The organism is Sphingomonas sp. RB1R13, from assembly GCF_036663775.1.
Classification (GTDB): Bacteria; Pseudomonadota; Alphaproteobacteria; order Sphingomonadales; family Sphingomonadaceae; genus Sphingomicrobium.
In genome coordinates this window covers 134,522-159,093 of sequence record NZ_JAXOJM010000004.1, presented here as the reverse complement: position 1 = coordinate 159,093, position 24,572 = coordinate 134,522, and the positions used below count along the sequence as shown (strand labels likewise).

Below are 24,572 nucleotides of genomic sequence, written 5' to 3'. Positions count from 1 at the left end.
GTCGTTACTGCTCGCTCGTTGAACGCGCATTATGACATCGGAGAAATCATGACAGCCAAGCATCTGCTCGCGCTCGCCCTGGCGGCATCGACCTGCCTCGCCCTTCCCACCGCAGCATCTGCCGAAGGCAAGACCGACCGCGCCCGCAAGGCGATTGCCGCCGCACAGGCCAAGATCGACGCCGCCAACATCGTCGGCGCGGCAGGCGATGCCCCGCGACTGCACGCCGAGGCGGTCGCCACGCTCCACTTGGCGCAGGACGAACTCGATCATCATGCCAAAGACGACGCAATCCGTGACGCGACGCGAGCGTCGGAAATTGCCGATCAGGCACTTGCCGCTTCGCGGCGCGATCGCACCAACGAACAGCGCGGGGCAGTCAACGCTGCCCAGTCACAGGCCTCCGAGGCCAACGCCCGTGCGGCCGACGCTCAGGCAGCCGCCGCCGCGGCCCAGGCCGGCGCCGCCGCAGCTCAGGCCGATGCAGCCGCCGCGCGCGCCGCGCCGCCGATCATCATCGCTCAACCAGTCGTTGCCGCGCCGACAACCACGACCGTCACGACCACCGCTACCGACAAGGTTGCGGCAACCACGCCGGTCCGCCATCGCGTCGTTCGCAAGAAGGGCATACGCCACCACCACATCGCCGCGCCGCGCAAGCTCAGCACGACGACCACCGTCACCACCCACTGATGGCATAAAAACAGCCGCGCGTTGACCGCGCGGCTGTTGTCAGAGTTATCGAACAGGTCTCGCCCGGTGGACGGGGCCGGCGCTTACTTCAGCCGTTCGATTTTCTGCGCGGCCTCGTCGAGGATCGCAGTCAGTTCGTGCACCGCCTCCGCAGTCCAGCCTTCGCCACGAACGCGGTTGCGCATCGCCTCGCGAAGATTGCTCATCGCGCGGTGGATTGGCCGATAACCGGTTTCGCTCTCGGCGGGCTTGGCCGCGTCAAGCCGCTTGAACAACTCGGCAACAACGGCGCTGTTTTCCTCGAGATTCTTGCTCCCGGCGTCGGTCACGGCATAGGCCTTGCGCGAACCCTCGGCGGCCTGTTCCTCAATCTGGCCCATGTCGACCAGCATGGTCAGCGTGGGATAGATCACCCCTGGGCTCGGCGCATATTGGCCTCCGGTGTGCTCCTCGATTGCGCGGATCAGGTCATAGCCATGGCGCGGTTCGTCGGCGATCAATTTGAGCAGCACAAGCCGCAGTTCGCCCGAGCGGAACATCCGCCGCCGCCCGCGCTGGTCGTCGCCGTCGCCACCAAAACCGCTGCCGTCGCCACCTCTGCTAAAGCCGCGTCCGCGACCATGTCCGCCAAAGCCGCGACCGCGCCCTTCGCCCCGGCCCTCTTCCGTCATCGTGATGCGACCCATGCCGCAGTTGCCGCGCATGCGACCGTCAAAAAAATGCAAATGCATCAAATCGTGTTTCCTTTCATACGATGCGTCTAAGATATATCTTCGAGCTATCTTTACAACCCCCGATTTCGAGATTCTGGATTTTTCCGAAATAGGATCGTTTAAGGCCCCATGGCAGACCTCTTCACCACCGATGAAGCCCCCCCGAAAACCGCCGACGGCACCGTGTCCGAGCGTGTCGCCTCGGACGCCCCTCTGGCCGACCGCCTGCGTCCCGCCAGCCTCGATGATATCATCGGTCAGGAACATCTCACCGGCCCCGAGGGCGCGATCGGGCGGATGGTCGCGGCGGGAAAATTGTCGTCGGTGATTTTGTGGGGGCCACCGGGCACCGGCAAGACCAGCATTGCCCGCCTCCTCGCCGCCGCCGTCGGCCTGCGCTTCGTCGCCCTCTCGGCGGTCTTCTCAGGGGTTGCAGACCTCAAGAAGATCTTCGCCGAGGCTCGCCAATTTGCCCGCGCCGGCCAGCGCACACTGCTCTTCGTCGACGAGATCCACCGCTTCAATCGTGCCCAGCAGGACGGCTTCCTGCCGTTCGTCGAGGACGGCACCATCACGCTGGTCGGCGCGACCACCGAAAACCCCAGCTTCGAACTCAACGCCGCGCTGCTCTCGCGCTGCCAGGTGCTGATCCTCCACCGCCTCGACAGCATTGCACTAGGCAAGCTGCTCGACCGCGCCGAAGCCCTGCTCGACGTCCCCCTGCCCCTCACCCTCGAGGCGCGCGAGGCGCTCGTCGCCAGTGCCGACGGGGATGGCCGCTTCCTCCTCAACCAAGCCGAGACTCTGTTCGACATCGTCCCCGATGAGGCACTGGACCCCGCAGCGCTAGCCGCCCTCCTCCAGCGCCGGGTGGCGGTCTACGACAAGGATCGCGAGGGCCATTACAATCTGATCTCGGCGCTCCACAAGGCGATCCGCGGCAGCGACCCCCAAGCCGCACTCTATTACCTCGCGCGCATGCTGACCGCCGGGGAGGAGCCACTGTTCCTGCTGCGCCGACTCGTCCGTGCCGCAGTAGAAGACATCGGCCTCGCCGACCCCCAGGCGCTGGTCCAGTGCCTCGCCGCCAAGGACAGCTATGACTTCCTCGGTTCCCCCGAAGGCGAGCTCGGCATTGCCCAGGCCTGCCTCTACCTCGCCACCGCGCCCAAATCGAACGCCGTCTATGTCGCGCAAAAGGAAGCGTGGCGCTTGGCAAAGGAAACCGGCTCGCTGATGCCGCCGATGAACATCCTCGGCGCCCCGACGAAGCTGATGAAGGAGCTCGGCTATGGCAAGGGCTATGCCTATGACCATGATGCGGAGGGCGGCTTTTCGGGCGCCAACTACTGGCCCGACGCGCTGCCACCCCAGTCCTTTTACCGCCCGACCGATCGCGGTTTCGAGAAAAGGCTTCAAGAGCGGCTGTCATGGTGGGAAGATCAGCGTAGAACCAAAGCGGACGGCGGTTCGTTGAACGAACGCCAAGAGGGAGGCGAGTGATGTATATCGATAGTTCAACAGGCGCATACATGCGCGACCAGATGGTCCTGTGGGGACCGCGGATCCTGATCGCCATCCTGATCGTCATCGCCACCTGGATCGCCGCGCGCGCGGTCAAGTGGGCGCTGCAAAAGACCGTTGACAAGTCCCCCACCCTCCAGCGCCACCACCATGGCGCGCCGGGCGAAAGCGTCGGCCACCAACTCGGCACGATCGCCCAGCTGATCGTCTGGCTCGTCGGCATCATGGCCGCGCTTCAGTTCCTCGGGATTGGCCAGATCCTTGCCCCCATCAACGCGCTGACGCTCCAGATCTTCGGATTCCTGCCCAAGCTGCTTGGCGCTGGGCTGATCTTCTTCATCGGCCTGATCGTCGCGCGCATTGTCCGCAAGATTGTGGAAACCACGCTCAACATCGCCAACCTCGACGGGCTGCTGGCCCGCGCCGGTATCGGCGACAATGCCAGAAACGACCCCATCGTCAGCGGCGGCAGTCCGTCCATCTCGACCGCTGCGACGACCCGCGCCACGCTGGCCAAAGCGGCCGGGATCCTCGTCTTCGCGCTGATCATCATCCCGGTATCGATCGCCGCGCTGCAGGTGCTCGGGATCGAAGCCATCTCCGGCCCGGCAATCGCCATGCTCAACGAGATTCTCGCCGCCATCCCGCGCGTGCTCACCGCCGCGCTGTGGCTTGGCATCGCCTTCATCGCCGGTCGCTTCCTCAAGACGATCATCGAGGGGATCCTTCCTCCGACCGGCTTCGACCAGGCGATCAAATCGACCGGTATCCTGCCCGGCGCGACCACCCCGTCGAAGATCGTCGCCAACATTGCCTTCATCGCGATTATCCTGACTGCGGCGATCGAGGCCGCCAAACAGCTCGGCGGCGACACCATTGCGGTGTTCCTGGCCCAGGTCACCGAACTTGGCGGCAAGGTCATCTTCGGCACGCTGATCATCGTCGCTGGCGTCTTCCTCGCGCGTATCATCGCCCGGCTGGTCGGCTCGGCGAGCGGCGACGGCGGCTATGCCCAGACCATCGTCCGCTATGCGATCATCGCGCTGTTCACCGCGATCGGCCTGACCTTCATGGGGCTGGCCGACACGATCGTGATGATGGCGTTCGGGTTGATCCTGGGTTCGGCAGCGATTGCCGCCGCGCTCGCCTTCGGACTCGGCGGGCGTAACGCGGCCGGCAAGTTCCTCGAAAGCTATGCCGATCGCGCCGCCGACAAAGCGCCGGTGCCAACGCCAGTCGTCCCGTCCCCGCCGGTCACGCCGCCTGCTCCCCAGCCGCCGCTGATGTGAGCGTCCGCTTCGGCGCCCCTCGCTTTGACACGTTCGTCGCGATCGACTGGTCGGGGGCGAAGGGGAAGAAGCACAAGGGCATCGCGATTGCCGAGGCGCGTCGGGGAACCGGCGCGCCTCGCCTTGTGCGGCCCGGTCATATGTGGTCGCGAACCGAGGTGCTCGACTGGCTCCTCGAACAGGCGGCCGCCGAACCCACCCTTTTCGGCTTCGACTTCAGCTTCGCCCCGCCGTTGATCGAACGCGGCGCCTACCTCCCCGGCGAGCCCGACGTCCCGACCGATGCTCGCTCCTTGTGGGCCTACGTCGACGCGCACGCCGCCGACGAGGATCTTGGCGCGGCAAGCTTTCTTGAAACGGTCCACCGCCGCCATTTCTACTTCGGCAGTGCCGACGGGGTGAAGGCCGACTTCGTCCATTTTCGCCAGTGCGACGCCGCGCTCAATGCGCAGGGCGGCCGCAAGACCGCCTCGGCCTATGATGCGATCGGCGCCGCACAAGTGGCCAAGGCGAGCTTCGCCGGGATGCGCCTGCTTCACCACTTGGGCCGAACGGTAGCCGTCTGGCCAATCGACCTTCTCCCGCGTGAGGGAAGCGCCGTCGTCGAAATCTACACGCGTATCTATCTTCGCCGCGCCGGGATGGACGGCCGCAAGCTGCGCACCTCGGTCGACCTGGACCGCGCCCTTGTCGGCCTCGGCAGCGATCCTGCCCGCCTCGATTATGATCCCAACGACCACCAGACCGACGCGCTCGTCACCGCCGCCGGGATGCGTGCGCTTGCCGAAGATCCCGTTCTTGGCCCGGCCGCCTTCGCCCCCGCCGCGCTCACCCGCCAAATTGCCCGCACCGAAGGCTGGACGTTCGGCGTCCTGTGACGCAAAGGGGCCAGGCATCACGACACGATGCGGGCCGGTTTAGCTCAGATGGTAGAGCAGCGGTTTTGTAAACCGAAGGTCGCGGGTTCGATTCCTGCAACCGGCACCACTCCCCTTCCAAAGTTGCGCACCAAAACCAGTGAGCAGGCACAGCGGCCTTTTTGTCCCGCAAGAACCGCGAGTTACGAGCGTCCTGCGTTTACGATTGTCAGCCAAGAGGCGTTAGTGGCGACGCACATGGTCACAAATTCGATGCACTCTCTCTAGTGCCCAGTTTTCCGGACGACGGTTGCAGTTGCGGGTTGCAGTCCTGACTTAGGCGAACCCAAGGAGCTCTCGCTGATGCTGCCAGTTCAGCGGGATGTTCGCGGTGCGGAGAAGTCGGCGCCCAGTCAATGTGACTGGCTGACGCCCCTCGACCACGGCCGAGAGGATGTCCGGGGCAAGCCAGCTGATGCGAAGAAGCTGCTGTAGATGCGCCTTGCTGTAATGCGACACGAGCGGATCATCTGTCCCGTTCAGCCGCGCTTGCTGTGCCACCCGCGCAAGCACAACCAGCTTCAGCAAGGCTGGATCAGGATGCCGCTCGGCCGAGCTATCATCGTTGCCGATCAGCAGCCTCACTTCTGACCCCCGCCGAGCAAAACAAGCCGGGAGCGCAATCGACGTTACTTGCTCGTCAGGCCCAAGCGTGATTAGCAGTCCATCGCCCGTGACCTGAACTCTTGCCGAGTGGTGAAGCAGTAGCGCTCTTTGGTCGGGCACTACCATTTGCGGAACCGCGGACGACGGTCCCTCATCATCGTCGAACTTGACTGCCTCGCTTGCTTCCATCCATCGCACGAGGCACTGGATCACTGCTCGATCAATCTCGCCAGCTGGCACGCGCCAGATGCTCTTGCGATCTTCGCCAGGCTGAAGCTTCGAGATATAGTAATGATGCCGAGTGCTGCCCTTCGTGGCGAACGTCGGTGACATCACTCTGCCTTCCGGATCCTCGATCATGCCGGTGAGCAGGCTTGGATAGCGTGAACGGGAACCGAGCCGTCGTGCACGGCGGTTTGTCGCCAAGGCAGATTGCACCCGGTGCCAAAGGTCCTCGTCAATGAGGCCGTCGTGCTCGCCCTCGTAAAGCTTGCCGTCATGGGCGACCTTGCCGATGTACACCGGGTTTTTGAGCAGGGCGGCGATCGGCCCAGTGGTGAATGCGATGCCTCCCACTGTTCGCCCGTTGCTGAACTGGCGGATCTTTGTGCGAACGCCACAAGCGGCCAGCTCATCTGCCAGTGAGCACATCGAACGATGAGCGAGATATCGCTCGAAGATGGTTCGGACAACTCTTGCCTCTTCGGCGTTCATCACCAGCTTGCGGTCCGCCAGCCGATATCCAATTGGCACTGGACCGCCCATCCACATGCCCTTGCGCTTGGAAGCCGCCACTTTGTCGCGAATGCGCTCGCTGGTGACCTCCCGCTCGAATTGGGCGAACGACAGCAGGACGTTTAGCGTCAGTCTACCCATGCTGCTGGTCGTGTTGAACGCTTGGGTAACGCTGACAAACGAAGCCCCTGCCCTGTCAAGCGTATCGACGATGCGGGCAAAATCCGCGAGGCTGCGCGTAAGCCGGTCCACCTTGTAGACGACGATCACATCGACCTTGTCAGCCTCGACGTCGGTAAGGAGCTGCTTAAGCCCGGGCCGAGCCATGTTGCCGCCAGACCAGCCGCCATCGTCGTAGAGCTCGTTGATGAGCTCCCAGCCCTCATGGGTCTGACTCATGATGTAGGCAGCACAGGCTTCTCGCTGCGCATCGAGGCTGTTGAACGCCTGCTCGAGGCCCTCTTCCGTCGATTTGCGGGTGTAGATCGCACAGCGCCGCTTGATGATCATGCCGCAGACCGGGACTGAAGGGCATGCCGCTTCCTCAGCCCGAAGAACTTGGGCCCCGAACAATGCACACCGGTGATGGCCGACGCGATCTGCGTAAGGCTGGAGTAGCGCCGTCCATCATGCTCGAACCCTTGGTCGAGGACGACCACCTGGTGCACTTTCCGGCGCCACTCGCGGACGAGGCGGGTCCCGGACTTCAGCGTTACCGCTCGCGCTAAGGTGATCGGCTCGCCCCTGCGTAACCGATCAGCCGCAGCATCCAAGGCACGCTGAGTGATGGATGGAAGCACGCCATGAACACGAGACTGAAGCTTCCATGCGATCCCTCGGCGCAAAAGGTCGGGAGCCATGTCGGGTGTTGGCCTGCGCCAGCACTCGCGCCACAAGGCACGAAGCTGGGCAGGTGACATCGAATTAAGTTCGGCAAGCTTGCGATCAAGCTCGCTCATTGTGAAAACCTTGGCAGGTTGGAACCACGAGCTCGTGGATGATCCGGTAGGTGAGCTTGCCGTCGGGCCGCTGCTCCTTCGAGATCGAGAACTTTTTGCGAAGACCGGTCAGGAAGGCTCGGCAGCTATGCGGTTGCCAGCCGGTTGCCTTGGCCATCTCGAGCACTGTAGCGCCCTTATCGCGCCACAGTATCTTCGTCATCATGGCAGCCTTCGTCGTGGCTTTTGATTGTGGTGTCATGTGGGTCTCCATCAATCCAGCGCTGGAACTCCCAGCCGGTACTGACGGGAGCCGCCGAACTCATGCGTTCGTGCGGCCATCAACCCGACGATGAGCAACCAATGCTCTGTTTGACGGACTAGTCCAGTCGTCTGTTGAGCATTTAGGGCAATGCAAGCGTCGGCTTCGCGCCCAATTTACGCCGTTCCGCTCGACGATTGCGAGGCCCAGTATCTGCCGAAGGCTAATCCGAACTCGAGACGCCGACAGGCGCGAGCGCCGCAACGAAGGCGCGCGCTATAGCAATTGCGAAATGACGTAGTAATCGCCAGCCGCGTCTAGAATGACAAAGGCGAAATGCCGTTAGCGGCCCCTGCGATGGCGAATCGCACGATCAAATGTCTTCGCGCGTCGCCTCAATATCGCCGCTCGTTTTCCGCGCGGTAAAATACTGCCCTGTTACCTTGTCAGGGTCGTCCGCAAGCGACACCTCTAGCCATGCCACTCCTTCATGGCGCGATGAACGGTGCTGCACCGACGCGATAGGCCGATTGTCATAGGAATACCAAAGCCGATAGCAATCGGCCTGCGGCTCGGCTTCCGCTATCACTCTGGTCGAATATGAGCTGGACTCGCCGGTCTTCATTTTCACCGAAATGTCGAACAGCGTTTGTCGGATCGTCACGGTTGTCGGTATCGGGCCGGGGGATTTGCCGGTCGCGGGGTCGATCCAGGTCGATTGAACGATACCGGTCCAAGCGCCGTTGAAGTCCGGAAATAGCCAACGGTTAAAGCTAGGAACCCGCCGCCAAAGCCACCGCCATGTGACGTTCGCCAGTCCGGTAAACACCGTGCCCACAGCAAATGCGACTAGCGATACCGACTTATAGAGTGGCGGCGTTTCGTGGCCCCACAGTTGGGCAGCCGCTTGCATCGCCAAAATGACGATGATTGTTAGCGCAACCAGGATCGTCACCTGTTTCGACCGCGATATGAGTTGCCACACGCTACGCCTCCAGTTGAGTGATTGCGGCTGCGACAAAGGCGCGCGCTTCATGCAAAGTCCAGAATTGGCACGTGTGAAACAGGTACTTGATGTCGTTCACTTCGGTGGCCGTCTTATGCCACTCGGCATCCCAAAGGAGGGCGCTAAGGCGATAGAGAACACGCAACAGCCGATCATACCGATCATCTTCTAGTTGCAGAAAAAAGGCATCTTCGACCGCGTAAATGAGGCATTCAATTAGGAACGACGGCATGCGGTGAGGTATCGCTCTATCGTCGGCTAGTTCGCAGTTGAGCCGCTTCGCCATGCGGACAACCTTTTTAAATCGGTGCGCGGTATTAGGTCGCTTCGTCTTGCCGTTTACATGGTGTTGCTCGGGGAAGTTTTGGGTAATGGCCCCGTTCGCGCCAACGATCGCAACGCCTTCGGTAATGTGATAGCCCCCATATCCGTTATTGACGATCCAGTGCAGTCGGAACGCTGGCACTAGGTCAACGTCGGCGTGGCTGCCGCTAAGCCCCTCCACTGACACAGCCTTGCCTCCAATTGAAACACGGTTGGCGCCGAACTTTGCACGACACGCCGACGCCAATTCATTCCTCACTAAAGTCGCGATTTCAGAAAAGGTCCGGCCGGTATCCCTATAGCCTTCGGAGTTATCGGCGGCGGCTTGATCGACATCCCCGGCATAGTCGATAAAGATATCGGGAAGCTGCAAGCGAAGGTCCATGTCGGCTTCGAGGCGAACATTCGTGTTGTTGAAGTAACTACCTTGGGGCCGAACCATCACACGCTCGGCAGTCAACATCGCGCTGGCACTGACTAAGGCCATGGCTGCATTCGCAGTACGCTCAATCTGCGCTTCTTCATTGTTGCTCGGCGGTCGTTCCCAATGAGTCAGTCGGTCATTCCAAGACGAGCGCGTCCGCGCTTTCGCCATTGCTTCTAGCAGATAGCTGCGCGTGTCTAAGCTCGACGTAAGCCTGAATCTGGTCGCACCGCAACTATGGAACGCAACACGAAAGATACGGCCTTGTGCGCCACGAACGCGGCCGGCTTTCACTTGAACACGAAATGCCTTGATTTGGGCCGGTAGCCGACCGTCGGCTTGTCGGCTTGTCGGCACACAACCAGTCAAAGCAGACATTCGGGCGCGGTTGAGCGAATGGCCGCTCTAAAACATAGCGGGCTAAAAGAACTTTTCCGCTACCGACCCAATCGATCCCGTTCGGTCAAATGAGATGAAGCCAGAGCAGGCATGGTATCTCTGGGTCGAAATCACCTCGTAGGTGGGCGCGTCACGACACCACCCAAAGACGGATTGGCTACTAGCAAGTAAAGATCTTGTGCTCCGATGATGAAGCTTGGCCTATGACGCGCCGCTAAGCAGCGTGCCATACCAACAACTGGGGCGGCGGCTAGTTACCAGGTACCAACCGCCGCCCGTGCGATGCGACCCGAAAGGAAACAGGTCACGTCGCTAACATCACGACTTTTTAGCCACGCTCGCCCTGCGAGGGCGGCGGTGGCGGCGGGGGCGGAGGTGGCGGCGGAACCGGGCAAGCCGCGGTCGCGTCGATCACCGAGCCATCGGCGCAGGTCTGCGTAGCAGGTGGCGGTGGCGGTGGCGGTGGCGGCGGTGGCGGAGGAGGAGGGGGAGGAGCAACTTCGGGAGCGCCGAAGTTGAAGATCAAGCTCGCCAACAGGCTATGCGAACGAAACTTGCCGCTGTCGCTGAAGCCGTAGTTTGTCGTGTAAGCTGTAGACGTAGTCGTCGCGACTGTCGTCGTAGGACCTTCACCCCCACCACTTGTCGTCGTAGTGGTCGTAGTCACCGGGGGAGTGTTACCCGTGAACGGCCCAACATTGCTGTTGTTGAAATGCAGCTTGCCAGTCTGGAAGTAGCGATATTTCAGGCCAAGATCGACATTAGGCGAGATCGCGGTCGCAAGACCGGCGATGAACTGCCATGCCCAGGCACTGTCTCGAGCGCCAAAAGTCTTAACGCGGGCGCGACCGACACCACCGCCGAGATAGGCACGGACCGAAGGATCCATGCCAAAGTCGAGTAGGCCGTTGACCATTCCCGAAAGAACGGTCGTGCGGTCACGGAAATTGAACTGTGTACTGGCATTCGTGTAGCCAGTAGACGTGTAGGTCGGGAGGCCCAACGGATTGTTGATTGAGTTCAACACGGCGCTGCTGGCAAAGTAATCCCGAGCGCGAGTGCGCTTGTAGCCAAGTTCGCCTTCAAGACGGAACATGCCAAAGTCGTAACCGGCGATCGCATCGAGATCGACGCCACGCTTGTAGTCGGCATTGAAGCCCGAGCCGTAGGTCGCCGTGCCACTTGTAAGTACTGGCGCACCAACGACAGTCACGGTGGTGGGAGCACCGCCTCCGACCGTTGTCACGGTCCTGGTGGTCGTGACAGCCGACGTCGCCCGATTGGCGGTTGTGTTGAAGTTGCTGTGACGCGGGAAGAGAATGCCTCCTTCAACGCCCACATAGCCGGCGCCATCGCGAGCCATCGCCGGGCTGGCAATAGCCGCAACCGCTACGGCCGCGAGTAGGTAATTGCGCATTTTCGAGATCCTTGGCTGGAATAGTGTGCACATGCCAGTCGACGGGCGATGGGCTACTGGTCGACCACGATCAATGAACACAGATCGGGCGGCGTAACAAGTCTGTCCTAGCCGAAGGAGCGCTCAGGACCCCATTAGAGGTCAAACTTCGATCTCGACACGACAGTGATCAATAGGATTTGGTTAGTTTACGACCGAATTTTGGCGCCTGAGAGTGCAGCAAGAATTCTCTTGTGCGTGTATGAGAATGCCGCAGCTGGTCGCGAAAGCGATCCTTGACGCGCCATTCGATGGAAGTTCCCCCTTTGCGACTGCTACACGCAAAAGGGGTGACCGTAGTATTGCTCAGGGAGCTCAGTCAGGATTGGGACCCTCGGCCTTGTTCTCGAGGACCTTGCCGGTGCGGCCGTCCACGCCAACTTCGAACGTCTTGCCGTTCGCCTTGATGTCGAAGGAATAGCGCAGGCCAGTTCCGCCACCTTCTTTTTCCAGTTCCTGGTCAGTGATCACGCCGGGATGGGCTGCGAGCGCCGTCTTGCGAGCTTGGACGAGGCTGATCTTGGCCATCGGCAAAAGCTTCGCGCCGTTGAAGTGCGTTGGCGCAGCGATCGCGGCGCTGCCTAGCGTCAGCGCGACTAGCGACAAGGAAACAAATTTACGCATGATGATCTCCACTAAGGCAAATCGCCTTATACATTCACTAGCGTGGTAAGGGTTCGGCCAAGCTCGGCCGAAGATTGGGAATTGCCAACTTGCCCTGCGCGGCAATCTGCCGTTTGCGCTTTCGGACATGAAGCTGCTCCTTCTCGAAGATGATGACGAAATGCGCACGCATGTCGCGAGCCTCCTGCTTGCGGCAGGTCACATTGTCGACACCTGCTCGACGGGTCCCGATGCAATCTTCATGGCCACCAGCAGCGACTATGCAGTGCTGATCCTCGACCGGATGGTGCCAGGTCTAGACGGCCTCGGCGTTCTGAAGGCGATACGGGCGGCCGGAGTTCACTCGCCAGCGCTGTTCCTGACCGCGCTTCACAGCATCGCGGACCGGGTCGAAGGGCTCGAAGCCGGCGCGGACGACTATCTTGTAAAGCCATTCGCCGGTTCTGAGCTGCTTGCCCGCATCAGCGCACTTGGTCGCCGCCCGCCGATCACCGAAGCCATCACTAAGCTGGCCATTGCCGATCTCGAGCTCGACTTGCTCAAGCGGACAGTCACCCGGGCCGGAACCCGCATCGAGCTCCAGCAGCAGGAGTATAAGCTCCTCGAATATCTCATGCGTCACGCGGGCGAGATCGTCACGCGCACCATGCTGCTCGAGAATATCTGGTCGTTCCACTTCGACCCGGGCACCAATCTTATCGAAAGCCACATCAGCCGACTGCGTGCGAAGATCGATCGAGGCTTCGACATCGAGCTGATCCAGACCGTCCGCGGCGCGGGTTACCGGTTGCGCGGCAATGACTGAGTGGCGCAGAAGCGCAGCCTATCGCATCGCCCTCGCCTACGCAGCGGCGTTCGCGCTCGCCATGGCGCTCCTCGGGGTCGTTGTGTTCTGGGCGATGCACGTTGCGTTTACGCGCCAGCTCGATGCGACCGTAGCCGACGAAGTGCAAACGCTCGTGGCAGAGTATCGGAGCGACGGTGGCTCCGAGCTCGCCGACGCCATTGCCCAGCGCGAGTTGTCTCGTTCACCCGGCCGGCTGCTCTACGCCGTGTTCGCACCGAATGGCCGACGAATATACGGCAGCCTCAAGACTTCGCGGCCGTCGCTCGGGGTTCATGACATTGCGTTCAATGATCCAAGCGAGGGTGCAGATGCGGCCCGCGCTCTGGCGATCGACCTGAGTCCGAACGAGCGGCTGGTGGTTGCGGCGGATCGCGAGTGGATCGAGCAGATCGACCAGACGATCTTGATCGTCTTCGCGATGGGTTTTCTTGCTGTCTGCCTGCTCGGTTTCGCGGGGGCATTGCTGTTCGGAAGCTATCTGCAACGTCGGCTTCGTTCGATCAGTGATGGCGCCGTCGCCATCATCGGCGGGGACATTCGAGGACGAATGCCGGTCGGGCCGCGCCAAGACGAGTTCGACCAGCTCGCCATAACCCTCAATCGGATGCTCGAACGCATCGAGGGGTTGCTGAAAAACCTTCGCCAAGTGTCGACCGACATCGCGCACGATCTTCGCTCGCCCCTCACTCGGCTGCGCAATCGCCTCGAGCAGGGTAGCTCCGCTACAGAGACTCAGAATTGTCAGCCACTGATCGAGGAGGCGATCACTCGCGTCGATGACGTGCTGGCGCTTTTCTCTTCGATCCTGCGCTTATCAGAAGTCGAAAGTGGCGAAACCCGGCGCTTCTTTGCGCCGGTTGATCTGAGTGCGCTCGCTCATGATCTGTTCGAAAGCTACGCCCCGCCCATCCGGGACAGCGGACGAACACTCATTTCTTCCATTGAGCCGCATGTGACCATCGCTGGTGACCGAGAGCTTATTGGCCAAGCCTGCGCCAACCTGCTCGAAAACGCCCAGCTACACACGCCGCCCGGAACAATCATTCGCCTCAGCCTGGTGGCGGCGGGTCAACATGTCTGCCTTCAGGTGAACGATAATGGTCCAGGTGTCGGCAAAGCCGACAGGGGCAGGATGATCGAGCGGTTCAAGCGCCTGGATGCGAGCCGGAATACGCCCGGCCATGGTCTCGGCCTCAGTTTGGCGAACGCTGTGGCCGCTCTTCATGGCGGCAGGTTGCTCTTTCGGGACAGCCAGCCGGGCCTTTCGGCGACATTCGAATTTCCGGCCTCCACGCCGGGCAGGCTCTCGCACAGCGATGCGCCCGAATGAGAAGAGACAGGAGCAATTTGCGTGACAAAGAATGAATATTCGAGCGTCAGCAAGGTCCCCGCGATCACCCTCGGATTTTGGCTGATCAAGATCCTCGCTACGACCCTCGGTGAAACGGCAGGCGACACACTGAGCATGACGTGGCTTGGCGAGACGACGCCCCACGCGACTCATTCGTGGCTGAGCGGTTATCTGGTTGGCACGGTGGTCTTCGGAGCCGTGCTGGCGGCCATGGTGTGGATCCAGATCAAAGCGCGATCCTTCAATCCATGGCTCTATTGGGCGACGATCGGTGCGTCGACCACGGCTGGGACGACGCTTGCTGACTTTGCGGATCGCTCGCTGGGTATAGGCTATCCGGGTGGATCAGTGTTGCTCCTCGCATGCGTGCTCGCCTCGCTGTTTGCCTGGCATCGCTCGCTCGGAACGGTGGACGTCAACACCGTCGTGGGACCCAAGCCCGAGACATTTTATTGGATCACCATCACCTTCTCTCAAACGCTCGGCACGGCGCTTGGTGACTGGATTGCCGACTCAGGTCCTGGTTATTCGGGTGGCGCGCTGATTTTTGGAGCGGGTCTGCTGCTACTCGTTGCTCTTTACTACGCGACCGATTTGAGCCGCGTCGCGCTGTTCTGGGCGGCGTTCATCCTGACCCGTCCGCTGGGCGCTACCGTTGGTGACTTCCTAGACAAGCCGATTGCGAAGGGCGGCCTTGCATTCAGCCGTCCCCTGGCCTCCGCCGCACTCGCCGTAGTCATTGTCTTGCTGATCTTCCTGCTGCCTCAGCGAGCGGGCCAGCATCCGGGCGCGGAGGAAGCGAAATGAAGAAATCTGTTGATGGGTCAGGGTCCGAGGAAGACCGGAGCGACCAATGGCAGCAAGTCGTTCTAATCGGCGCCATGATTGCGATGCTGGCCCTGACTGTTGTGACACTCCTTCTGGCAACGGACGCGATCGGTTAAACACGCGCCTATCCATTGGCAGCGCTGGCGGCCTATGCGGAGACTTGTTCACGGTCCGCTCCGCGGACCGTCAGGTAGGCCACCATTGCAATGATAACGACCAGGAACACGCCGCTCACAGGCATTGTGGAGAAGCCGAGGCCGCCATCTTTGTGGGCTTGGGTAAGAAAGTCGCCTAGTGAAGCGCCGAATGGCCGCGTCAAAACATACGCCGACCAGAACGCAAACACGGGATTGAGAATTTTGGCGTAAAACCCAATCGCCATCAACGCGATGAAACCCCCGAAGATTACTCCCGCCAAAATGTAACCAAGCCCTAGCTTCTCGGATACGAGGTCGCCAGCCGCTGTGCCAAGGGCAAAGGTGAAAAGGATCGCTGCCCAGTAATAGGCTTCGCGCCGTGGCGTGGTGATGTCGTGAATGGAAAGAGTGTGCTCGCCGCGATACCAGGCGATGAATGTGATCGTGAGTCCGCCCGCAAAGATCGCGCTCGACACGTAAAGGCTGACACGAAATGTGTCCGACAGGCTGTCGGTAATTAGCGTCCCGACGATGCTGAGGAAGACGACCGTCATCCAGTAAATCCAGGGCACGTAGCGAGCCTGCCGCATCTGCAAGGCAAGAAATCCCATCAAGATTACGGCTGCAAGCAGCGAAGTCTTCGTAAGGCCGAATCCCAAGTTGAAGTTCAGGAAGTCGGCGCCGGTCTCGCCCACGGTGGTGGCCAGAATTTTGATGATCCAAAAGTAAAGTGTGACCAAGGGCACCTTGTTCATAAATGATTGATCAAGCGCGTTCGGCATCGTGGTTCCCATCTGAATAGAGTTATTCGGCTGCCACCACAACATGAGGGGGGCCAGCTTGATAACGACCGAGATGGGCGGGGGTGCCCACCTCAACATTGGGAATTTCCAATGCCAGAATAGACGAAAGCTTGCCGAACCTAATTGTCCGTCGGTAGTTTTGCGCGACGATTTTGAAAAACGAAAATCTGGGAGCTGAGTAACCGCTGGAGGTAAGCGTCTTGCTCGAGGCACCGAAGGTGGACAGGCTACTTGCCCATACTGAGCTTCGGCCCCGGATCACGTGGCAGACAGTCCCTGCTACGAACCGAGAAGGTCAGCAGTAGGGCGGTTTTGCGCCCAATCCTTGGCGGCGATTAGTGATTTGCAATTGTAGGGGCACCGGCGCATTGAGCCGCGGTCTTTCGTGGGGAATAATCGATGCTGACCGTTCCTCCCGAGGTGGACGATCCCGAAGACAGTGAGATTTACGGTAGCCCCGGCCCGTCTCATGGCTCGCTTCCCGCCCTCGCGCTCGGGGCCCTCGGCGTCGTTTTCGGCGACATCGGGACCAGCCCACTTTACGCGATGAAGCAGGTCTTCACCGGCCACCACTCGCTGAGCGTCGACCGCCTGCACATCTTCGGCACAGTGTGCCTGATGTTCTGGTCGTTGGTGTCCATCGTCACGATCAAATACGTCTTTTTGATCCTGCGGGCCGACAACAAGGGTGAAGGTGGAAGTTTGGCGCTGCTGGCCCTCATCCAGCGCTCAATGGGTGGCGGACGGTGGAGCACCGGTCTGGTGATGCTGGGTATCGCTGCGACCGCGCTCTTCTTCGGTGATGCCATGATCACGCCAGCAGTATCAGTACTCTCAGCGGTCGAAGGACTTGAGACCGTCAACGCTGGATTTACGCCGTTCGTCATTCCAGCGGCCATCGTTATCCTTGTCGGGCTGTTCCTCATTCAGTCGCGGGGCACGGAGGCAGTTGGTCGGCTGTTTGGCCCTGTCATGATTTTTTACTTCGTTGTGATCAGTGTTCTTGGTGTCATCCAGATCGTCCAGCACCCGTCGGTCATGGCTGGATTGAACCCTATCTGGGCGGTCCGCTTTATCGCCGTGAACCCGCCCCTGGCCTTTCTGGCGCTCGGTTCGGTTGTGCTATGCGTTACGGGAGCCGAAGCTCTTTATGCGGACATGGGTCACTTCGGGCGGCGCTCGATCACGCTCGCGTGGCTGTGGATGGTGTTTCCCGCCTTGATCCTCAACTACCTTGGCCAAGCCGCTTTGATGCTGGGAAGACCCGAGACTGCGGAGAACCCGTTCTACTACATGGCGCCCGATAGTCTTCGTCTACCACTCGTCGGGCTTGCCACCATCGCGACCATCATTGCTAGTCAGGCGGTCATCACCGGCGCCTACTCTGTGGTGCAGCAGGCCATCCAGCTCGGCCTCATGCCTCGAGTTCGCATCGCCCATACGAGCGAACGCGCTGCCGGGCAGATTTACGTGCCCTTTATCAACTGGACGCTGATGATCCTGGTCATCCTCCTTGTTCTTGGGTTTAGGAACTCGGACAACCTCGCTGCAGCTTACGGCATCGCCGTGACCGGCACGATGTTCATCACTGCACTCGATCTTGGTGTCCTTGCCCGCCGGGTGTGGAACTGGCCCTTGCCCCTCGTTATTGCCGTTATCGGCACGTTCATGCTCATCGACGGTGTCTATTTCGCCTCGAACCTTACCAAGTTCTTTGCGGGCGGCTGGTTCCCCCTACTGATCGGCGCTGTAGCTTTCACGCTTCTCACGACGTGGGCAAAGGGCCGTCAGTTGATGATGCAGCGGTTGAACGAAGACAGCTTGCCGCTGAACATTTTCATCAAGTCAGCCGCGAGTGCGATGCGTGCGCCCGCCACCGCTGTTTTTATGACAAGCCAGCGCGATACCGTGCCGCCGGCCCTGCTTCACAACCTCAAGCACAACATGGTGATCCACAAGCGGAACATCCTGCTGACGGTTCGCATCGAGGATGTGCCCTTCGTCGACGACGAGAAGCGAGTGACGAGCAAGGAGCACGGCGACGGCTTCTCCCGCGTCGTCATCCATTATGGTTTCATGGATCAGGTTGATGTTCCGGCAGCGCTAGAGAAAATTGAAGGCTGCGGCCCATCGACGATGATGAGGACGAGCTTCTTCCTGTCGCGGCAGACCCTGTTGACCGCCGAGAAGCCAGGCATGGCTGTCTGGCGTGAAAAACTATTTAGCTGGATGCTCCGCAATGCGCAGACACCAATGGAGTTTTTCAAGCTCCCCGCGAACCGCGTCGTTGAGCTTGGGAGCCAAGTTGCGATCTGAGGCGGCAACCCCCCTTCTGACAAAAGGCTGTTTTTGTTTCTCCGAAATCTAACCTGTCTGGCAGCTTACCACCCAGATCGTGCCGTTCACGGTAACGACGGTAGGCTCCGCAAGCTGCCTAACAGCTACCGATTTAGTTGCAGACATTTGACAGGCGGCTTACGGTGGAAAGTTATGACGGAAACCAGATTGCGGTGTGCATTGGTGAAGCAGGCGCCACTTAGGTCGTTAGCCAGCATACTGTTGGTTTGGAGCTGGCCTGCGATTGCACAAATCACTTCGCCCTTTGGCGAACAGATTAGGGATTTCGGCGGAGCGACCTTGCTCACGCCTCATTTGGTATCTTTCTTGGACTATCCAGGCCAAGCCTTAAGTAATGCTGTTCAGGGCCGGGTGGTCGTAGCCTTCGACATCAACGTCAAAGGGCGAGTTGAGAACTGCGCAGTTAAATTATCGAGCGGGCATAAAGAGCTGGATGTGGTGCCCTGTCCACTGCTCGAACGCAAATCTCGCTTTGACTCTCCAGTAAATGATGCCGGCTCGCCAAGAGCAACCAAGGGAATATACAGCGTTGATTTCTGGCTACCATAGTGGGTAGCCGGTTGGTTGAGTACAGGCGGCACGCAACCCCTCGGCTCCAGCCAATCGGCAGGCCAACATCCGCCGGCAGCAGCGGACCGTCCGCTACCGACCCAGAAGTGGTCGTTCAAGCACCGATCATTGGCGCTCGGAACCGGCCATTCACCGGGCATTGCAATGTTGGCTACTCACGGCACCCCGTCAGTGCCGTGCATACTGCTGTAAGCTCACCCTGAACCCGACGCGAACCTCGTCGACATTGCGGCGGTCGGTAACGATAGCGACCGGTCCCGCGACCCTGCTGTGGCCATATTCGACGTGAAGGCTGGCGAGCTTGTTGGCGTAGGGCAGGTTGTAATTGAAGCCGGTTCGAATGGCCTGCTGCGTTGCGCGCCGCGCGATCTGAGCCGCACCGAGGCTGACAAGATCGTAGCGCACGAACAGGTCGAGATCTCCCGTCCTGGGCGCGTCGAACAACGACAGCTGCCCCATGACATAGCCGCCATAGACATCGCTGCGACTTTCCGAAAAGCGCGAGACGATGCCCTCGGCCTCGATTGTCGCCGGATGACCAGCGATGGGGAAAGTGTAGGCAATGTCAGCCTCGCCGCTTGTCTTGGTACCGGTGGCCGCCACGCCGCCGATTTGCGCGAGTGCGACGGCCGTCGCCAGGTTGAACGTGCGGTCATGGATGTCGGTTGTGCGGTCAACGGCAAAGCCTGCCGTGAGCTTGCGCCCGCCCTTGTCGTCGCTGATCGGGGTCAGCACGATCTTGGCGGCGACGGCGCGGCCGAACGAGAATTTGACCTGTTGGGCGTTCAGCCCACCACGGTTGTCCCCGATCGAGCCGAGCAGCGTCACCTTGGGCGACAGCATCTTCTGCACCTGAACGCCAAGCTGAGCGCCGAACGTATTGGTCGAGCCATGTTCCTCGAGGATCAGCGAGCGGTTGATGGTCGGCAGATTGCCTGACGACAGATTATCGTCGCGCGACAGGATGCTCGTGTTGTGGCCGAACAAAAGGCGGAACTTGGCCGGATCGTCGGCATCCTGCAGCGATATGAACAGGTTCTCGAAATCGTGGCTGTTGAGGGGGCCAGCAGGTCCGGGATTGATGCCAAAGGCGTTCGTGTCGGTCAGGTCGATCTCATAGACGCCGGCGATGCGCAGATGATCGCCGATGCGCGGCAAGTCGATCTCCGCGCCCTGCCGCACGCGCCGGAAAGTGTCGGGTCCGTCGGGATCGATCAGCCGTTCGGCAAAGCCCCACGCGGTCAGGCGGAAGTCGCCCGACTGATAGACGATCCCCGCATCGGGCTTGAAATAGAGACCCTGTCGCGTCGGCGCAGGAACCTTGGGCCGCGGGGTAGCATCACCCGCAGTGCCGGTGGTCTGCGCGTACACCGGTGTCGCAGCGATCAGCGCCGCGAGGACGACAGTCAGCACGACCCTCACCAAAAATACCGTCGCCAGCCGGTGAGCTGCGATGCCGAACCCTTTTGCCGGGCGCGATACATTTTGATGTAAATCCACACGCCGGTCAGCGTCATTGCGACCAGCCCAAGTCCCCATAGCAAGCCGACGAACTTGCCGCCGTCGCCGATGATCTCGCCGGAATGGAGCCGGATCAGCCAGTCCTCGCCGTCTGGCTCGTCAGATAGGATCGCGCCGCTCGCCACGCCGACCGCCACCTTGCGCGGATCAGCCCCGTCGAGATGGAACACAAACGCCGGGGTCGGGGCCTTGATGTGCCAGTCCACCCCCGCAACCGGGCGATCGCCGTAGCGCGCGAGAAGCGTCGTGCGGGCGCGGTCAAGCGCGGCCGGGTCGAGGCCGGTCGGCTTCCCGAGTGTCAGCGGCGAGACGATCGACGCTGCAGCCTCTTTCGCTGCTTCCTCCGACCCGAAAATCTGCTGATACTGAAGCACGACGCCCGTTCCCGACACCAACAGAAACAGCACCGCCGCGCCTATCCCCAGCCAGCGATGAAACTGACGCGAGGTCAACCGGCGCTTCTTAGTCGATGGGGGCACGCGATTCTCCGTTGATGCAACAAGTTCACCGTAACACATCACGTCTGCCGTCCGCTTTAGTGTTCGTAAGCCCCGATACCGGCCAGACGGGTTTCCACCCAGTTGCGCCCATTTTCGATCAATGGCATCGACGCCGTAAGCCGACCATAGCAAGCGTGTTGCGAAGCTTGTCGAAGCCAATCATTTACATTGCTTACCCCGGCTCATTCACGGGTTGCGTGAAATCTATAAGCATGCAGTATGCGCCGACTACAGGGGGGACTGCATGCGTTCGTGTTTTGCGTTGCTCGCCGGTGCGAGTTGTTTGGCGTCTGCTTCTTGGGCCACGCCGCCTGCGAGATCGATGTCGTTAGAACAGGCTTCAAAGCTATTTGGAGCGCGCCCGACTTCTTTTGCTCCCGACCTGTCCCCCAATGGTGACAAGCTCGTCTATCTTTTTGCCGGCCCCGGCGCGTCCACCGTCGCTATTGTCAAAGATTTGTCGTTGAATACAGAAAAGGCACTGCTCCGCTCCACCGGCAAACCTGACCAGCTATACTGGTGCGCATTTGCCGACGAACGCTGGGTGATCTGCCGCTTCGGTGGACAGGTCAAAAGCGGAGGCATGATCTTTGGCGTGGGCCGGACTATGGCGGTGGATACGACCAACGGAGCGACGCACCGCCTAGGCTCGCCATCTTCTACCGACGGTGACGCTTTCGTCCAGTTTGATGGGAAGATTATTGACTGGCTTCCCGACGCGCAAGGCAAGGTCCTCATGCAGCGCGCTTATCCCCGCGCGACAACTGGTGCCGATCTGATCGGCGTTGACGAAATTCAGATCGATCCTTTTAGAATCCAAGTCGTCGAACCGGCCAATTCTGAGGACGTCAACTTCATGACGGATGGTCATGGATCAGTGCGGATTCGGAGCGACTTGGGAGCCGACGAAAACAATCTCCTTACGGGCAAAACGAGTTACTATTATCGAACGAAAGCCGGCAAGAAATGGCTGAGGCTACCGGAAAATGATCCCGATTTCACGCCGCTGGTCGTCGATCAGAGCCTTGATTCCCTCTATTTTCTGAAGCCGCTCAAGGCGCGGTCCGCGCTATACCGCATCAAGTTGGACGGGAGTAACGCCGAAACGCTGATCGCGAGCAATCCCGACGTCGATATCGATACGGTTATTCAGTTTGGACCAGGCCAGCCGGTGGCCGGCTATCGCTACACTGACGATCGCACGCGCTCGGTCTACACCAGCGCGCCGATGCAGGCGCTTGGCAAAGCGCTTGCCAGCGCGCTCCCGAACCTTCCGCTGATCAATTTCGTCGGTGCGTCGAGGGACGCGATTAAAGTGCTTCTACATGCGGGGAGCGATGTCGATCCTGGCTCCTACTTCCTGCTCGATCGGCAGAAGCGCCGGATGGAACCCGTGCTAAACTCCAGCGACGTGATCGACGGCACTGGACTGGCGCCGATGAAGGCTGTTTCGATTCCGACTGCGGATGGACAGCATATTCCGGCCTATCTGACGATGCGCGACGATCTCGGCTCCGGGCCGCATCCTTTCATCATGCTTCCGCATGGCGGACCGTCGGACCGCGATGCATGGGGCTTTGACTGGCTTACTCAATTCCTCGCTGCGCGGGGCTACGTCGTGCTGCAGCCAAATTATCGCGGGTCTTCCGGTTACGGGAAGGACTTCCTCGGCGAGAACGCCTTCAAGGGATGGCGAAAGGTCATGTCGGACATTCACGATTCAACCGACTGGGGCATCAAGCAGGGTCTGGCGGATCCGAATAGAATGGCGATTGTCGGCTGGTCATATGGGGGTTATGCCGCCCTTCAGTCGGCGACCCTGGATCCGCGCTACAAGGCGGTCGTCGCCGTCGCGCCGGTCACCGACCTGAAGCAGCTTCGCCGGGATGCCCAAGGCTTCCGCGAGGAAAAATTGAACCAGGACGAAATTGGCAAGGGTTCCGAACTGGTGGAGGGGTCTCCCATCCGTCATGCAGCCGATATTCGGGCACCCGTGCTCATGGTGCACGGCACGCTCGACGCGAACGTGGCGTTTGACCACAGCAAGCGTATGCTGGCCGCACTACGCGGAGCAGGCAAGACTGCCGACCTGCTAACGTTCGAAGGCCTGGATCATCAGCTTGATGACAGCAATGTGCGGGTCCAGATGCTAAGTCGAATTGGCGAGCTGCTCGATCGGACAATTGCGACAAATCAGCTATCCAATAAATAGGATGTCTCGACGGGCGTGTTTTCTATGGCGGGGAACGTCCGCTTCTGTCGATTACACTACAACTGCGGACCGACTAATAGCGACACAGTTGCCGCCGTTCGGGACCCGTTTGCGGAATTCCGAAAGCCGACGTCCGATCGCCATCAACGGCCCTTGCGGCGGGCAAGGCGCCGCCTAGTTTCGACGGAGCCAGAGTGCGCCTCCGGGCAGCTGCACCCCATCTCAGTAATGATCGGAAGAAGGCTTTCGCTGATCGTTCGTCAGTTCGGGACGGTCACGCGAACGACTTGCCCGAGTCCCACTGGAGGCGGTCCGAAGCCGACGTTGGACACATAAAGCGCGCCGTCGGGTCCAAAGGTCATTGCCGTGGGTAGGAACAGGCCGGACGCAATGACCTCCGGGTTTCCTCCGCTTGAAATGCGCACGATGTCGCCAGTGCCCGGCGTCGGAAATGGATTGCCAGTTGTGTTTTCCAGGACATACATGCGCCCCTGATGATCGAAGGCGACGCCAAGCACGGTCGTCAGACCCCAAACTACTGTTTGAATTTGTCCAGCGGGATTGATCTTTAAAATCTTGGAAGAGCCGCTGTGGATCGGGAATGGGTTGAGATTTCCGACGTAGAAATTGCCGTGATAGGCGACCGACGTCGGAACGCTGTGTCCTTGGCTCGCCGAGATATCGCTGATCCGACTGATCTGGCCGCCGGTGGTCACCCGGTCGAGTTCGCCGTGATTGGGTTCGACGACATAGAATGATCCGCGCTCGGCAACCATGCTGTAAGGAGTGCCATCGGGCTCGAAATCGTCCGGTTCGATGGTCTGTGTCGGATGAGCTTTATAATAGCTACTCAGGTCGGCAATTAAGTGATGACTACCATCGGAGTTTACGCGGTAAATGCCATTGGTCGAGTTGGGAACGCCATGCGAGCATCCAGCCCCGGCGGTCAACGCGTAAAGCGTGCTACCAATGAACGCCACGTCGGCCACGCCGCTGACTAGGTTGCCCTCAGTTGCAGCGGTTTGACTGGACGGGAAACTCGCGGTGACGGTGGTGCGATGGCCACCCGAATCGACTTTCGATATTCGCCCACCATGAGCACTTCCAGTGTAAGGACCCACTGGGGATGGGACTTGATCGCATTGGCCGACAGTCGAGGCCGACCCGCCGGTGCCGCCTTCTGCAACGTAGAGATTGCCATCGGGCCCGAACTTAAGACCGCGAGGATTGTTGAACCCCGTGGCGAATACCGAGACATTGGCCGACGGCGCCGCGATAGCAGGCATAGCGACCAAGGATGTTGACAAGAACAAGGAGGCGGCGAGCGCGGTGCCAGACGAAGTATAGCCGAAACAAGTGCGATTCTTTTGCATGGCGACCTCCTGTTCAAATTATGTATCTCGAATCGGCTTCCCGTTCTCGACCTTGGGCAAAGTCGACGTTTTGAAAAATGGTAAAATCCGCGACAGCGTGATACGCAAGGCGTACTGATGACGGGTCGATTGGCCACGTCGATCGGCGATATCGATTGTCGG

At 60.3% G+C, this 24,572-nt stretch carries 22 protein-coding genes and 1 tRNA gene; 11 read left to right on the top strand and 12 right to left on the bottom strand.

Annotated elements, in window-relative coordinates; genetic code table 11:
• The first annotated feature begins 48 nt into the window (after positions 1 to 48).
• Positions 49 to 693 carry a hypothetical protein gene (locus U1700_RS13270; RefSeq protein ID WP_332753160.1) on the top strand — a complete coding sequence of 215 codons (645 nt, stop codon included), beginning with the start codon at positions 49 to 51 and terminating at the stop codon, positions 691 to 693.
• An 83-nt stretch (positions 694 to 776) separates the two neighbouring features.
• Here the strand turns inward: U1700_RS13270 and U1700_RS13265 are convergent, their stop codons facing one another.
• Entirely contained in the window at positions 777 to 1,379 is a 603-nt protein-coding gene (locus U1700_RS13265; protein ID WP_332753159.1) for a PadR family transcriptional regulator, read from the bottom strand.
• A 156-nt stretch (positions 1,380 to 1,535) separates the two neighbouring features.
• Between U1700_RS13265 and U1700_RS13260 the strand changes: the two genes are divergently transcribed.
• From U1700_RS13260 to U1700_RS13245, 4 genes are all read left to right on the top strand, one after another.
• Positions 1,536 to 2,909 carry a replication-associated recombination protein A gene (locus U1700_RS13260; RefSeq protein ID WP_332753158.1) on the top strand — a complete coding sequence of 458 codons (1,374 nt, stop codon included), beginning with the start codon at positions 1,536 to 1,538 and terminating at the stop codon, positions 2,907 to 2,909.
• Between the two features lie 29 nt (positions 2,910 to 2,938).
• A complete protein-coding gene (locus U1700_RS13255; RefSeq protein ID WP_332753157.1) occupies positions 2,939 to 4,219 on the top strand; it encodes a mechanosensitive ion channel in 1,281 nt (426 codons plus the stop codon).
• Positions 4,216 to 5,097 (top strand): hypothetical protein, encoded by an 882-nt coding sequence (locus U1700_RS13250; protein ID WP_332753156.1) that lies wholly within the window; start codon positions 4,216 to 4,218, stop codon positions 5,095 to 5,097. Before U1700_RS13255 ends, U1700_RS13250 begins: the two co-directional genes overlap by 4 nt.
• 33 nt (positions 5,098 to 5,130) lie before the next feature.
• Positions 5,131 to 5,206: transfer RNA gene (locus U1700_RS13245), tRNA-Thr, on the top strand.
• 206 nt (positions 5,207 to 5,412) lie between these two features.
• Here the strand turns inward: U1700_RS13245 and U1700_RS13240 are convergent.
• From U1700_RS13240 to U1700_RS13210, 7 genes are all read right to left on the bottom strand, one after another.
• Positions 5,413 to 6,987 carry a recombinase family protein gene (locus U1700_RS13240; protein ID WP_332753155.1) on the bottom strand — a complete coding sequence of 525 codons (1,575 nt, stop codon included), beginning with the start codon at positions 6,985 to 6,987 and terminating at the stop codon, positions 5,413 to 5,415.
• Positions 6,984 to 7,436 (bottom strand): DUF2924 domain-containing protein, encoded by a 453-nt coding sequence (locus tag U1700_RS13235; RefSeq protein WP_332753154.1) that lies wholly within the window; start codon positions 7,434 to 7,436, stop codon positions 6,984 to 6,986. Before U1700_RS13235 ends, U1700_RS13240 begins: the two co-directional genes overlap by 4 nt.
• Positions 7,423 to 7,677, bottom strand: coding sequence for a DUF3489 domain-containing protein (locus U1700_RS13230; protein ID WP_332753153.1), 255 nt, complete (start codon positions 7,675 to 7,677; stop codon positions 7,423 to 7,425). Before U1700_RS13230 ends, U1700_RS13235 begins: the two co-directional genes overlap by 14 nt.
• A gap of 373 nt (positions 7,678 to 8,050) precedes the next feature.
• Entirely contained in the window at positions 8,051 to 8,632 is a 582-nt protein-coding gene (locus U1700_RS13225; protein WP_332753152.1) for a hypothetical protein, read from the bottom strand.
• Positions 8,633 to 8,663: 31 nt separating this feature from the next.
• Positions 8,664 to 9,809: a hypothetical protein gene (locus U1700_RS13220; protein WP_332753151.1), complete on the bottom strand. Its 1,146-nt coding sequence runs from the start codon at positions 9,807 to 9,809 to the stop codon at positions 8,664 to 8,666.
• 349 nt (positions 9,810 to 10,158) lie between these two features.
• Positions 10,159 to 11,247, bottom strand: coding sequence for an outer membrane protein (locus U1700_RS13215; RefSeq protein ID WP_332753150.1), 1,089 nt, complete (start codon positions 11,245 to 11,247; stop codon positions 10,159 to 10,161).
• Positions 11,248 to 11,601: 354 nt separating this feature from the next.
• Positions 11,602 to 11,922, bottom strand: a complete 321-nt coding sequence (locus U1700_RS13210; RefSeq protein WP_332753149.1) for a PepSY domain-containing protein — start codon at positions 11,920 to 11,922, stop codon at positions 11,602 to 11,604.
• Between the two features lie 115 nt (positions 11,923 to 12,037).
• Between U1700_RS13210 and U1700_RS13205 the strand changes: the two genes are divergently transcribed.
• The 3 genes from U1700_RS13205 (at position 12,038) to U1700_RS13195 (ending at position 14,915) form a co-directional block, all read left to right on the top strand.
• Positions 12,038 to 12,715: a response regulator transcription factor gene (locus U1700_RS13205; protein WP_332753148.1), complete on the top strand. Its 678-nt coding sequence runs from the start codon at positions 12,038 to 12,040 to the stop codon at positions 12,713 to 12,715.
• 61 nt (positions 12,716 to 12,776) lie between these two features.
• Entirely contained in the window at positions 12,777 to 14,087 is a 1,311-nt protein-coding gene (locus U1700_RS13200; RefSeq protein WP_332753147.1) for a sensor histidine kinase, read from the top strand.
• A gap of 21 nt (positions 14,088 to 14,108) precedes the next feature.
• A complete protein-coding gene (locus U1700_RS13195) occupies positions 14,109 to 14,915 on the top strand; it encodes a COG4705 family protein (RefSeq protein WP_332753146.1) in 807 nt (268 codons plus the stop codon).
• A 169-nt stretch (positions 14,916 to 15,084) separates the two neighbouring features.
• Here U1700_RS13195 and U1700_RS13190 read toward each other — a convergent pair whose 3' ends face one another.
• Positions 15,085 to 15,855 (bottom strand): COG4705 family protein, encoded by a 771-nt coding sequence (locus U1700_RS13190; RefSeq protein ID WP_332753145.1) that lies wholly within the window; start codon positions 15,853 to 15,855, stop codon positions 15,085 to 15,087.
• A gap of 420 nt (positions 15,856 to 16,275) precedes the next feature.
• Between U1700_RS13190 and U1700_RS13185 the strand changes: the two genes are divergently transcribed.
• Both U1700_RS13185 and U1700_RS13180 read left to right on the top strand, forming a co-directional pair.
• Positions 16,276 to 18,192, top strand: coding sequence for a potassium transporter Kup (locus tag U1700_RS13185; protein WP_332753144.1), 1,917 nt, complete (start codon positions 16,276 to 16,278; stop codon positions 18,190 to 18,192).
• Positions 18,193 to 18,396: 204 nt separating this feature from the next.
• The gene (locus tag U1700_RS13180; RefSeq protein ID WP_332753143.1) at positions 18,397 to 18,783 is read left to right on the top strand and encodes an energy transducer TonB; all 387 of its coding nucleotides are present in this window, start codon (positions 18,397 to 18,399) and stop codon (positions 18,781 to 18,783) included.
• Positions 18,784 to 18,972: 189 nt separating this feature from the next.
• Here U1700_RS13180 and U1700_RS13175 read toward each other — a convergent pair whose 3' ends face one another.
• Positions 18,973 to 20,217 carry a hypothetical protein gene (locus tag U1700_RS13175; protein ID WP_332753142.1) on the bottom strand — a complete coding sequence of 415 codons (1,245 nt, stop codon included), beginning with the start codon at positions 20,215 to 20,217 and terminating at the stop codon, positions 18,973 to 18,975.
• Between the two features lie 5 nt (positions 20,218 to 20,222).
• Entirely contained in the window at positions 20,223 to 20,804 is a 582-nt protein-coding gene (locus tag U1700_RS13170) for a PepSY-associated TM helix domain-containing protein (protein WP_332753141.1), read from the bottom strand.
• A gap of 343 nt (positions 20,805 to 21,147) precedes the next feature.
• Here U1700_RS13170 and U1700_RS13165 point away from each other — a divergent pair, with 343 nt between their 5' ends.
• Positions 21,148 to 23,037 (top strand): alpha/beta hydrolase family protein, encoded by a 1,890-nt coding sequence (locus U1700_RS13165; protein WP_332753140.1) that lies wholly within the window; start codon positions 21,148 to 21,150, stop codon positions 23,035 to 23,037.
• 260 nt (positions 23,038 to 23,297) lie between these two features.
• Here U1700_RS13165 and U1700_RS13160 read toward each other — a convergent pair whose 3' ends face one another.
• Entirely contained in the window at positions 23,298 to 24,410 is a 1,113-nt protein-coding gene (locus tag U1700_RS13160) for a ScyD/ScyE family protein (RefSeq protein ID WP_332753139.1), read from the bottom strand.
• Between the last annotated feature and the right edge of the window lie 162 nt (positions 24,411 to 24,572).